The following is a 13408-nucleotide window of genomic DNA, read 5'->3' on the forward strand; positions in this document are numbered from 1 at the left end:
AGATTCATCATTACCAGCTTTCCCAACATCCTTCTGGATCAAGACTAGCCAGTCGGACCCATCCATTTTGAACTTTTTGCAGAAATGCTGAATCATTATTTAATAACCGTTCTACATATTCTCTAGGTGCTTGGATGAGTATCAATAAACGAAGAGGAGAATGATAGGCCTCGTGATCTGATTCCATGACGGATTGCCAAGGCAGTCCGGCTAACAAATCGCTTGCATTCCCCTGCATAACGCCGAGACCTGCAGTAACGGTTTGAGTTGCTTTATTTCCGCTGCCGTAATAATGAGGTGCTACCGTTGATGCGTAATATTGTAAATTAATCCATTGGGCTACAGTTCCAGGTCCTGCAATAATATTTGCTAGGAGTTCACCGCTTTCATCCTGCTTCCAATCATAATTATGGAGAAAGGCTCTTCCTTCCAAATCACAATCCTGAGTTAGTTCACGTTTACCGATAATAAAAGCGGCATTACGAGCCAGTCCCCATTCCGGACGTATCTCACTCCAATCTTCCGCAAATCGGTTTGCCTCAGCCTTTGGATTTTTTAGCTTCGATTGGAAATTCGGTAATTGGGCCAGACGTTCTGCGTTTACATGATGTCTCACTTTCGGCATAACGGCTTCAATTTGTTCAAATGCTTCTTGTGCAGCTTCGGAAAGCTCTGGTACATAAAGCCAATGTAATTCATCTACTGTTGTATTATGTTCAGCTGCTGCAAAAACCGTATCCTCAGGAATTTTAATTCCTTCAGCTAAAAGAGCTTCTCGTACCTCTGATAGATTACATAAAGCAGCTAAAACTCTTGCATTGAATCCACCGGCTGCTCCACCGCAGGCACCACAATCAAGGGCTGCAGAATAAGGATTATTAGTGCTTTGACTGCCATGCCCGCAAATCACGACCAATGGTGCGATGTTTTCCGTTAATCCTATCATTTTTAATGCTTGGCGAGCATAGTTCACTTTTTCTTCATCAGTAAAACCCACAGGTATTTCTGCTTCTGTAGCATCATGATGAAGCGAGAGTTTTGTATCAGGTTTGCGCAACCAAGCCTCACGGAGATTACGAATGAAATGACCCGCCTTTCTTGGCACAAAGCTACGGGCTGCCATTTGCAGAGTAAGCCAAGGTCCGCTTAGCTCAGGCAGTAGTAAGCTCGAGAGCGCATTCTGCTTCATCGTTTTAAAGGTATGGCTTAAAGAATGAATTGCTTGCTTCCGTTGATTGTATTTTTTGAATACATCCTCATCTGCGAACTCTTTTATTTTATTTTGCGGTTTTTGTATGATCGGCAAGGAAGCATGACTGTGTTTACTGCCAAGTTCACAAGTTGCAATCGGCACCCCGAAGAAACCAGCAATACCAATCGTTTCAAACGGGCCTTCTTTTTCTAGTTGACGACGAAAAGGTTCTGATCGTACATCGATGCAGAATGCTAATTGAGCTAATGCAGATTTTTTACGGCCGGTTTCACGTTGTTTCGAGATGATCTTCTGGCTTAATCGATCAGTGTATGTTTGTTCCCAAGCTTCTAACCAAAGTTTCTTGCGAAGTTTCTCATCAAAGCTGTAGGCAAATGATAAATATTCGTTTTGTTCAATGGCCGTCATCTGTGACCATTCTTCTAATGTAAGCCCACCCCAATGAATCCAAGCTGCTATAAGGGGAGCAATTGAAATTTTTTTCTTAGATCGTTCATTAGTCAAAGGTAAGTATGGCTTTATAAGAGCCCACTCCATGGATATTCGAACCGCTAAATATTCTGTTAGGAGTGCATGTTCGTGGCTCGATTGCTGGGAGCGCCAAAGCATCATCCCTGCCCATCCAGGTAATGAAAGTAAATGACCTTCAAGATAAGTCTGGATTTCTGACTCTGGGATTTCTAGTGCGAATAAGGCTTCCTGTAAAGCCAAATGCGCCTCTTTCGGCCAACCCTTTACCCTTTCTCGCTGCTTTTTGCTAAGTGCTGGATCATATTGAATGAGATGCTGCCAAGCACGATAGAAACCTTCCTCACGATTAGGCATTGTCCAGCCTGCTTGAGAGTCATCAAGATATAATTTACTCCACTTAATGACATGATGATCTAGTATATTGACTAGCCTTTCACCATCTTGATTCTCTATATGCGAACTTAGTGGTTGCATAAAAACATTCTCGATATGATCCAATCTACTACATTCACTTACTAATTTCTCCAGCTCATGTGATGATAAAAGGTCGGAAGGCAGGGGATCTAACTTTAATGCAGCATGACAAAATCGCTCTGCTACGTCCCGTGGGATGTGATAGGAATGTGAATCAAGCCAACGCTGCAGCCCCATTTCCACAAAATCTTCATCAATCTCACCTTTATTCTTTGCTGAACGGATCATAGACGCACTAGGGTATATATCAACATCGCGAGTGTTTTTCAACCAACTTGCAACCTGATCAAAAGGTTGGTTTTCAAGTCCCATCCACGGATTACGTGCAGCAAATGTAGAAATAGGCCAAAGTGGCGCAATCACCCGGCTGGCAGATGTAATGAAAACGTTAAGATCCCTTTCTTGAACATCAATATCTGTATCTATCTTTTTTACATTATCTTTCGTTAATACGGATGTAATGCCCATCTCAGATTAGCTCCTTATGAAATATATTGTTTAAGGTAGTCTGGGTGACTCTCTACTGACTTTGGTTTTGCTTCACCTAATCGAACTAACCAAAGATAGAGTACCGCGAAAAAAACGGAAGAACGATGACGAGCAACCCACGTACCTAAAGCACTGCCAAATAGTAAGAGACATACGACAATCATGACAGCTGACATTGGAGGTTGAACACTTTGAAAAATGGTTGTATGCAGCCACTTATAGAAAAGGTTATGAATGATAAAATATACGAGGGCTGCTCCTCCTAAAACAGTTAAGCCGGCAATTCGGCCAATTCGGCCCTCTCCAAAAGCGACAAGCTGAGTCCAAGAAACGGACAATGACCACCCTAAGATCAGCGCACTAATGAATTGATACCCCTCTCCAGGAGCAGCGAGCCAAAAAGCAACGCCTATAACTAAGGATAAAATCCGACCAGCCATGACCCATATATAGGATGTTCTTTCATTAGTACGAGCCGATACTTCATGACGCCCTACTGCTGAACCAGCTTGTAGAAACAACGTAGCTTTGAATAAACCATGTAAAATAAGATGAATAATGGCTGCTATATAGGCGCCTAATGCACACTGAATGAGCATAAACCCCATTTGTCCAATCGTGGAGCCTACTAACTGGCGTTTATAATCAACCTGGACTAAACTAATTCCAGTTCCAATCAATACAGAAATGCCAGCAAGCAGAAGTAAGATAATCGAAGCGATACCACCATGAAATAGAGGTGAAAATCGAGTTAGTATTATTCCTCCAGCATTTACTAAACCTGCATGCATAATTGCAGAAACAGGGGTTGGAGCAACAATAGACTCAACCAACCATCTTTGGAATGGCCATTGAGCTGCAGGAATGATCACCGCCAGTACAATCAATAGCTGAATCCCTATTCTCTCCCATTCTCCCAGCCCAGCTAAACTTTCATTTGTTACAACCAATGATAACTGCCATTGACCTGTGGCATGAAAAAGCCACATCATCGCAAAAAACAAAGAAAACCAACTTAACAAAAATAACCGGCCAGAAATTTTGGCTGCTTCACTAGCCACTTGCCAAGCACTGTTTAACCTAATAAGTAAGGTTAAACCAACAAGAGTTGCTCCCCAAAATATAACCATCAAGCGGAGATCACCACTTAACCATGTCATTGAAGCAGCTCCTGTTGTGAAAGTAAAAAGCATAAAATATTTTCGATAAGATCGATCCCCCATTAAGTAACGTACAGAAAAACGCTGAATGATGAATCCAATTGCAAGAACAAAGAAAGTCATTAAACAAGCTAAGGAATCTAAGTGCCAAGGGCCAACATTTCCACTCACACCACTATTGGCAAGAATCAGTAAGGAAACCAAAAGTGGTAAAGTCAAGATCCCAATATGAATGCGAACAAAACTCAAGGGTACTCGCGGATGTAAAAACAATAGTCCACTAATCCCAGAAGCCATAAGCATAATAAAAAATAATGTTAATAATGATGACAAACTCAGCGAAACTAACATTCTAAATTCTCCCTTTTTTAAAACTCATTATTGGTCAAAAGACCTTTCAATCAGATCATATTTGTTTATTATTTATTTCAATTTTTATTTATCTCTATTTTTTTCCAACAAAAAAGCCGACAACTTCAAAATTTCAATGATTATGTTAGATCATTGAATCCTGAAAATTGTCGGCTTCACTTCAACTAACTTCAGCGAAGTTTTTTGAAGAGCTACCTTATTATTGGTCATTTTACTTTATACAATATTTTAAGTTCATTCTAAAGGAATGAACTCACCGCTACACTTTAATATAGTGCTTGATTATAAATAAATCGACTTATGCTTCTCTTTCATTTAAATTAGGATACTTTTTCATCCTGTCAAGATTAGTTGAAAGAATGCTAAAGACCTAATAATGTAACAAATGAAAATAAACATCTGGTCGCGATTATTAAGATAAGTATAAGATATGCTAAATTTTAAACATTGTCAAGATGTTGGAATACAGAGAATGAAGTATCAAATCCTTCTTTCCCTTTAAATATACATCCTGAATCTTTATCCAAGGCTTATGATATCTATCACTTTAATTTTTTGTAGAAATACAAGAAGATTTTTATAATCATTTTTCTATTTTCTTGTTTAGTAAATAACTGGGTTCAATTAGGAACTATAAATAAATACTGGTTCCTACTTTATTTTCAACAGCCTTAACAACCAAGAAATTGAACTAGCTGTGTGGATATTGTTATAGCTGGAATTCCCCAATTTCTCCGTAGATGTCACTTTCCTTAAAAATACCTTCTTTAATATTTTCATATTCTTATGGCAATCCTAAATATCTGTAAAATTAAACATAGCCATCTTTAAAACAAAAAACCCCTTTGGCTAAAACTGTAGCTTTAAAATAAAGGTTGATCAAAAATAACACATGAACCTTCAGTTTACAGCAAATTTAAAGAATCCATAGAAAAAAAGATAGATCGAAATGGATTCTACAGCTTTGAATACAGATGGAATCTTTATAAAAGAGTTTATCATTTTAGGTTACGATTTTTTGAACATTAGCACCCGATTGTTGAATAAATCTAAAGGTTTTTTGACTTGTTTTCCTTTCTTTTGAAGCGATAAAGAAGTATGTTTTCACATTTTTCATAAATTTTCATGGTAGTTTGAGTAATATTTAGTTTAGGGAATGTTAAATATATAAAAGTTGAAACTGCTAGGCTTATTAATACTCCTGCTAAAACATCAAAAGGATAATGAACCCCAACCCATATACGGGAGACTCCCACAAGAACAGCTAACAATACCCATAAAATTGACCAGCCTCTCTTAAAGAGCCAGAATGAAATACAATATGAGAAGAATAAAATTGTATGGTCACTTGGAAAAGAATTGTCTTTTTCTTTATGTATCAGTTTATTAACCTCTCCCAATTCAACAAAAGGTTGATAATTCGAGTGAAATATCCCTGAAACCTTCCCTATCGTAAAGGCACAAATGAAAGCGATAGATGCACAAAAAATCATAATTCTATTATCCGTATCTCTTGTAAACCAAATAAAAAGGATACTTAGTGCAAGTAAAAAAACCATATATTCAGCAATAAAACTAAATACAGGATTCAAAAAGGGATGTTCTTTTCCTAAGTCATTAACTAGTCTAAACAGTGATATATTAACTTCTGAAATATCCAAACCCAACACCATCCAATCTCTTTTTAGAACATAATAAAAGAAAATTAGATGACCTGCCATCGAATAAAATTACATTATTTGAGATTAAAGTTACATTTTTGTAAGATTGGTGTCACATCTTTATGTAAAAAGGGAGCCCAAAATCAATTGGAATCCCCTTATAATTTTTAGTTACCCGCCTCTTTAGTTAAAATAGAAAAATACCCTTAGACATAAATTATCTAAGGGGAAAAACAACATTTTTATAAACGTCGTAACTTTATTTTAAAGCCGCAAAAATAACCAAAGGGGTTAAACATTTTTACTCCACAGTAACACTTTTCGCAAGGTTACGCGGTTTATCAACATCACAGCCGCGATGCAGTGCAGCATAGTAAGCGATCAGCTGCAATGGAACAACAGATACCAACGGAGCAAGCGCTGGGTTTACTTCCGGCAGTACGAATCTGTCATCCGCATCGTCTAGGCCTTTTAGTGAGATGATGCATGTGTTTGCTCCGCGAGCGGCAACTTCTTTGACGTTTCCGCGGATGCTTAGGTTTACGTGCTCTTGAGTTGCCAGTGCGAATACTGGTGTTCCTTGTTCGATCAAGGCAATCGTTCCGTGCTTTAGCTCACCGCCGGCAAAACCTTCTGCCTGGATGTAAGAAATCTCTTTCAGCTTCAGTGCGCCTTCGACACATACGAAGTAGTCAAGGCCGCGTCCGATGAAGAAAGCGTTTCTGGATACAGTCAGGTATTCACGGGCGATCATTTCCATTTCGTCTTTCTGGTCGCATAGAGCTTCCATTGCGTTTGCAGCGATACCGAGTTCTTTGACGAGGTCAAATCCGATATCGATGCCGTTTTTGTCAGCAGCCACAGAAGCAAGAACCGCAAGAACTGCGATTTGTGCAGTGTATGCTTTCGTTGACGCAACAGCGATCTCAGGGCCTGCATGAAGCAGCAATGTATAGTCAGCTTCACGAGAAAGCGTTGATCCAGGTACGTTTGTGATTGTCAGGGCTTTGTGTCCGAGCGCTTTGACTTGAACGAGAACCGCGCGGCTGTCTGCTGTTTCTCCGCTTTGAGAAAGGAAAATGAAGAGCGGTTTCTTAGACAGAAGCGGCATGTTGTAGGAGAATTCACTCGCTACATGCACTTCAACCGGCACGTTTGCCCACATTTCAATATATTGTTTACCGACAAGTCCTGCATGGTAGCTGGTTCCGCAGCCAATGATATAGATGCGGTCCGCTTCCGCTACAGCGGCAGCGATATCGCCAGGCACAGACAGCTTGCCGTTTTCATCTTGATACGTTTGGATGATTTTGCGCATAACAACAGGCTGCTCATCCGTTTCTTTCAACATGTAGTGAGGGTACGTGCCTTTTTCGATATCACTGGCATCAAGCTCAGCAATATAAGACGCACGTGTAATCACGTCACCATCAAGGTTTTTGATGACAACTTGGTCATCAGTGACGATAACCATTTCTTTATCCATCAGCTCAACATATTCGTTGGTTACTTGAAGCATCGCCATCGCATCAGATGCTACGACGTTGAATGTATCTCCAAGACCTACTAATAGAGGGCTTTTGTTTTTCGCTACAAAAATCGTTTCTCTGTTGTCGTTATCGAATAAAGCAATTGCATAAGAGCCTTTTAACAGTGTAAGTGTTTTGCGGAACGCTTCTTCTGTCTCAAGTCCTCCATTGACGAATTGCTCGATTACTTGAACGACTACTTCTGTATCGGTGTCACTTTTGAGCTCTACATCTTGCAAATATTCTTGCTTCAGCTGAACATAGTTCTCGATCACGCCGTTATGAACAAGTGTAAAGCGGCCCAGTGCGCTTTGATGCGGGTGAGCGTTCAGATAGCTTGGTTCGCCGTGTGTAGCCCAGCGAGTATGCCCAATTCCGGCTTTCGCTTCTACATTGGCATCCACAACTTCACGAAGATCTGCAATGCGTCCTTTTTCTTTGAACACATGGATTCCCTGTTCGTTGGCAACAGCAATACCAGCAGAGTCATAACCGCGATACTCAAGCTTTTCTAACCCTTTTAATAAAATTTCCTTCGCATCAAGCTGACCGATATAACCTACGATTCCACACATATTTTTCTTCCTCCTAAGATTGTAAAAGGAGACGAAGAAAGTCAAATTTCAAGGGGACTTTCAATCGTCCCCTCCTACATGTTTTTTGGAAGATCATGTGATTTCTCTTTGTTCAAGGAGTCACCCCCTTGGTTTGAAGAAATCCTTACGGCTGTGATCTGCACACTCAGCCGGGAGGCATCCGCCGAAAATTCGATAACCTCCATCCTCGTCAACTAAGCCTTTTTCCGGGCGCTTAGTTCGGGCGCTATAATTATAGGTAAAGCAATAATCCCGTCTTCTTTTCCTATTGAGATAATAAGAACAAGACAAGCTTGATTTTACAACATGTGGCATAAACGGTCAATTGTTTTTTAAACAATTTTGCGCTATGTCTCACAATTATCTTATGTAATCCTCGCTTGTCTTGTTCACTTTCTGATAATAGACTTCGTTACTCTAATCCCATTTCTGACCGGACGACTTCAACAATGCGATTGACATACTCATCACACAGCTCTTTCGTCTTCGCTTCAGCCATGACACGGACGAGCGGTTCAGTTCCTGAAGGGCGCACCAAAATTCGGCCGTCGCCGTTCATTTCTTTTTCAACTTCAGAAATAATTGCTTTTACTTTTTCATTTTCTTCAACTTTATATTTATCAGTCACTCTCACATTGACTAACAGCTGCGGGAACTTCTGCATTTCAGCTGCAAGCTCTGACAGCGGCTTGCCTGTTGCTTTCAAAGTGTTCATCAGCATAATAGCAGACAATAATCCGTCCCCTGTCGTGTTGTAATCAAGGAAAATAAGATGTCCTGACTGCTCTCCGCCGACGTTGTAGCCGTCTTTTTTCATTGCTTCTACTACGTAGCGGTCGCCGACAGCTGTCTGCACGCTTTTGATGCCTTCTTTTTCGAGTGCCTTATAGAAGCCGAGGTTGCTCATCACGGTTGAAACCACTGTATCATCCTTTAAACGGCCCTCTGATTTCAGGTGTTTTGAGCATATGTACATGATTTGGTCGCCGTCTACAATATTTCCTTTTTCATCGACAGCAATCAGGCGGTCGCCGTCACCGTCGAATGCAAGACCGAGATCCGCGTTTTTCTCTTTGACAAACGCGCTGAGCGCTTCGGGATGAGTCGAACCGACGCCGTCATTAATGTTTAATCCGTTCGGGGAAGTCCCCATTGTCGAAACATCTGCATCTAAATCAGCAAACAGGTGTGTCGCCAAGGATGACGTTGCGCCATGGGCACAGTCCAATGCCACATGAATGCCTGTGAAATCTTCATCAGCTGTCTGTTTTAAGAATTGCAGATATTTTTGTCCGCCTTCAAAATAATCGTTTACAAGTCCAAGGTCTGCTCCGACAGGTCTTGGCAGCTTATCCTCAGGTTCGTCCATCAGGCGCTCAATTTCAGCCTCCTGTTCATCAGAAAGCTTAAATCCATCTCCCCCAAAGAATTTGATGCCGTTATCCTGCACTGGGTTATGAGAAGCGGAAATCATGACGCCCGCCTCTGCATCCATCGCTTTTGTCAAATAAGATACACCTGGTGTAGAAATGACACCTAGGCGCATGACTTCTGCGCCAATGGATAAAAGTCCGGCGACAAGGGCTCCCTCCAGCATATGGCCGGAGATGCGTGTATCGCGGCCTATCAGCACTTTTGGACGTTGTTTGTCTTTTGTCAGCACATAACCGCCGAAACGTCCGACTTTAAAGGCCAGCTCAGGTGTAAGCTCACTATTGGCGACACCTCTTACACCGTCTGTTCCAAAATACTTGCCCATTTTATAATCGCTCCTTTTTTATTCCGATGAGGATTGTGAATTCGCAGTGGATTCATCCTCATCCTGATCTTGGTTTTGCTCTTTATTTTCGTCTTGGTTTTGATCGTTGCTGTTTTTATCAGTGTTCTTTGTATCTTCTTGCTGATTGTTCTTTTGATCATTTGTTTGTTTATCTGTGTCATCCTGATTCCCTGATGTATTGCTGCTGTTATCATTCGTTGATGTATTGCTTTTCTTAGACGTCAGCTTGATTTTGGCGTTTTTCCGCCCCAAGGACCAGGTTACATTCTGTGGCCCGTTCACTTCAAGCTTCACGCTATGCTCCCCGTCCTCTAAATCTGAAACATTCACATACAATTCAATATCTGATTTTTTCAGTTTTTTTATATTCGCGGGAGAGCCTTTAGCCGTTACGTCTATCGCTTGTGATTCAGGATCAAGAAATTCAATGTTTTGTGAGCTGCTCAGCCCTACAGTCTTGATAGGGACATTCTCGAACTTCTGATCCGCTTCACTATCGACTTCTATATGCAAAGTCACCTTTGACGGCGAGATTTTTTTGACACCGTCAGGAAGCGGAATATCTGCCTCGATATCGGAATCCTTGTTAATTTTACTTAAATCTAAGCTGACGCCGTCAATAAATTCAAGAGAATCCAACACATCCTGTGAGCCGTAAACCGTTACCTCACTGGGGCTGGATTCAATATTCGCTATGCTGACACCGTCAGGAAGGCTTCCTGTCCGTTCAATTTTAAAGGGCACTTTTTTACTCGGGCTTGTCACCGGAACGGTAATCTTGATGACCGAGGGCTCCACGTCGACAGGAAGCGCGTTTCCGTCTTTATCATAGACAGTCACTTTCGCTTCCTTTTCAATCGTTTCATCTGCGTTTTCCAAATTCACTGAAGCTTTTACAAGAGAAATATTATCGATGACATTTTTCGATCCGGTAATCTGCACATTTTTCGGACTGACAATCGGCTGCTCCGGAGAATAGCCTTTTTTCATCTTGCTTTTGTTGTAGTACTCCACTTCTACGGGAAAACTTTTGGTCGTCCGTTCCTGAATGGTCACTGTCGTAACAGACGGATTAATTGAGATTGTCAGCCCATCCGACACGTTTTTGGCCTTAAGCTCAACCTTATGTGTGCCGGTTTTCAAATGTTCCATATCGGCATATATTTCAAAGTTTTTGGTCTGCCGAGCCTTTTTCACGGCGCTTGTCGAGCCTTTTATCGTGACATTAACCGTTTGCGGAACACCCGTCACGACGTAATTTTCATCATCATAATACGCTTTAACCGGAATATCAGTCAGAGTTGCTTCATCAGTTGTTGATGTCGGAAAGAAAGATTCACCCGGTTTTTTCGGAGTCGGTGCTTGGTTGCTGTTAACCGCCACATAAAGCAAGAGCGCGAAAAGCAGAGCAATGATTTTCACAGCCCAGCGGTTGTTTAAGAATTTATCCATTTTTCTTGCCCCTCCAATACCAGCGGTTAGAAGAAGTGTCTCTGGTGTTTTTCTTAAACTCGGCTTCAAGCATTTCTTTCAGCGCTTCTTCTGTAAGCTCTCTGTGAAGGTCGCCGTTCTTTGCCACACTGACGCCGCCGGTCTCTTCAGACACAATAATCGTCAAACTGTCTGTTACTTCACTGATACCGACAGCTGCTCTGTGCCGCGTGCCCAGTTCTTTTGAAATAAACGGGCTCTCAGAAAGCGGCAGATAACAGGCGGCCGCGGCAATTTCATTATTTTTCATAATCACCGCACCGTCGTGAAGCGGGGTGTTTGGGATAAAAATATTGATCAGCAGCTCAGAGCTGACTTTGGCATTCAGTGGTATGCCGGTTTCAATATAATCCCCCATTCCAGTATCCCGCTCAATGGTCAGCAGGGCGCCTATACGGCGTTTCGCCATATAATTGATCGCTTTTGTAATGGCCTCAATCGTTTTCTGCTGCGCTTCTTCAACAGGCGTGCCGCTCCTCGAAAAAAAGCGGCCGCGGCCTAGCTGTTCAAGCGCTCTTCTCAGCTCAGGCTGAAAAATAATAATAATTGCTAAAAATCCCCATGTTATCGCTTGGTCCATCAGCCATTGAAGTGTGCTGAGGCCCAAATATTGGCTGGCCATACGAACAAGCACGATGACTACAATTCCTTTTAACAGCTGAACCGCTTTCGTGCCGCGTATCACCATAATCAATTTATATATCACATACCAAACAAGGAGAATATCAACGGCATTGCCGAGGTACTGCAAAAAAGGGATATCCTCAAAAGCCATTTCCTCGTCCTCCAAGATTTCAGTCATTTCGTATTTTGTGTTTTACGTGTTACGCATATGTACTTTACATAGCGAGCCCATTATACCACATTTCGATTTAGCAAGTGAAATGTGCCAGCCCTCTCAGCCCGCAAAAAAAGAGCAAAGCGGCTAACGCGCTTTACTCTTCTCCGTTCGGACTGAATGCATCGAGTACACTTTTCCCCGCAGACTTCATCTTGTACCATGTCCAGTCGAATAATTGATTGATTTCTTCAATCTGACCGGTGACTTGTCCAGCAGAGGCCATATACTTTTCGCCGTTTACGACGGTTACATCCCCGTCTATTTTGCCTTTAATAATCAGCTTGCCGTTTTTGACAGTGACATCACCTTTGACCGTCTCACCTTCTGGCACGGTCACAGTATGGTTATGAACCACAAGATTCGGCTGCTTGGATACGCTGAAATTGTGGTCATTATGCCAGCTGTTAAAAAAACCTCCGCCCATCAAAATGATGAATACCGCAGCAGCTGCGATAACGGGATGGGTTCTGAACCATCTTTTTACAGAAGCTCTTTTCTTCTCCTTAGGCAATTTTGCCATGACATTAGCGGTAAAATCCGCGGGGGCTTCGACATGCGATGTGCTCCGTACGAGCGCTATGGATTTCTCCATCTCGTAAAAATGCTTTCTGCATTTCTCGCATGTCTCCAGATGTTCATTTAATACGTGTTCATCTTTTGGAAGGATATCTCCATCAAGATGCATATGCATAAGCTGCACAATTTGTTCAGGACAGCTCATTTCATCACCCCACTTAAAGATCCCTTAATTGTTTTCTAAGAGCCTCTCTGCCTCTGTGAATCCGCGTTTTCACAGTCCCCACAGGAATGTTTAGAATCTCCCCGATTTCAATTAATGAGAGTTCGTCAATATACTTTAATACGATGACTGTTCTGTATTTGTCAGGAAGCTTTAAAATTTTCTGCTGTATCGTGTTTGAGAGCTCCAGCGACACAACTGCATCTTCAGGCAAAACACCATCTGCGGCGATTTGAGAATACATGGTCAAGCCTTCCGTACCAGCCACCTCTGCATCGAGGTAATAATCCGGCTTCTTTTTGCGAATGCGGTCAATGGTCAAATTGGTCGCGATTCGATAAAGCCAAGTTGAAAATTTCCGGTTAATATCAAAACTGTCGATATTAACGTACGCTCTGATGAAAGCTTCCTGTGCAATATCCTCCGCCTCATGCACATTGCCAAGCATACGGTAGCAAAGCTGATAAATTTTATCTTTGTAAATATCTACGATGTCCGCAAATGCATCCTGGTCGCCTTTTTTGACTTGTTTAATTCTTTTTTTAATCATCATTTCCATATTTATCTAACCTCTGCCTTCACCGGTCTGTAT

The 13408-nt window shown here is 41.7% G+C and carries 9 protein-coding genes; all 9 read right to left on the reverse strand.

Going from position 1 to position 13408, the window contains the following annotated elements; all coding sequences use genetic code 11:
- Positions 1-10 precede the first annotated feature (10 nt).
- Positions 11-2626 (reverse strand): DUF2309 domain-containing protein, encoded by a 2616-nt coding sequence (locus tag ACQVGT_RS19580; protein ID WP_046340200.1) that lies wholly within the window; start codon positions 2624-2626, stop codon positions 11-13.
- Between the two features lie 14 nt (positions 2627-2640).
- Positions 2641-4158 (reverse strand): NADH dehydrogenase subunit 5, encoded by a 1518-nt coding sequence (locus tag ACQVGT_RS19585; protein WP_015482719.1) that lies wholly within the window; start codon positions 4156-4158, stop codon positions 2641-2643.
- 1070 nt (positions 4159-5228) lie between these two features.
- Positions 5229-5852, reverse strand: a complete 624-nt coding sequence (locus ACQVGT_RS19590) for an undecaprenyl-diphosphatase (protein ID WP_080030625.1) — start codon at positions 5850-5852, stop codon at positions 5229-5231.
- Between the two features lie 289 nt (positions 5853-6141).
- The gene (gene glmS, locus ACQVGT_RS19595) at positions 6142-7944 is read right to left on the reverse strand and encodes a glutamine--fructose-6-phosphate transaminase (isomerizing) (RefSeq protein ID WP_015252962.1); all 1803 of its coding nucleotides are present in this window, start codon (positions 7942-7944) and stop codon (positions 6142-6144) included.
- A 433-nt stretch (positions 7945-8377) separates the two neighbouring features.
- A complete protein-coding gene (gene glmM / locus ACQVGT_RS19600) occupies positions 8378-9724 on the reverse strand; it encodes a phosphoglucosamine mutase (protein ID WP_015382618.1) in 1347 nt (448 codons plus the stop codon).
- Positions 9725-9742: 18 nt separating this feature from the next.
- Positions 9743-11197 (reverse strand): CdaA regulatory protein CdaR, encoded by a 1455-nt coding sequence (gene cdaR / locus ACQVGT_RS19605; RefSeq protein WP_015382617.1) that lies wholly within the window; start codon positions 11195-11197, stop codon positions 9743-9745.
- On the reverse strand, positions 11190-12011 hold the full coding sequence (gene cdaA, locus ACQVGT_RS19610) for a diadenylate cyclase CdaA (protein ID WP_003223651.1): 822 nt from the start codon (positions 12009-12011) through the stop codon (positions 11190-11192). The genes cdaR and cdaA overlap by 8 nt, the downstream gene beginning before the upstream one ends.
- A 160-nt stretch (positions 12012-12171) precedes the next feature.
- The gene (gene rsiW / locus ACQVGT_RS19615) at positions 12172-12798 is read right to left on the reverse strand and encodes an anti-sigma-W factor RsiW (RefSeq protein WP_015252964.1); all 627 of its coding nucleotides are present in this window, start codon (positions 12796-12798) and stop codon (positions 12172-12174) included.
- Between the two features lie 13 nt (positions 12799-12811).
- Positions 12812-13375, reverse strand: a complete 564-nt coding sequence (gene sigW / locus ACQVGT_RS19620; protein ID WP_003223646.1) for an RNA polymerase sigma factor SigW — start codon at positions 13373-13375, stop codon at positions 12812-12814.
- Between the last annotated feature and the right edge of the window lie 33 nt (positions 13376-13408).

The organism is Bacillus sp. SCT118, from assembly GCF_058566435.1.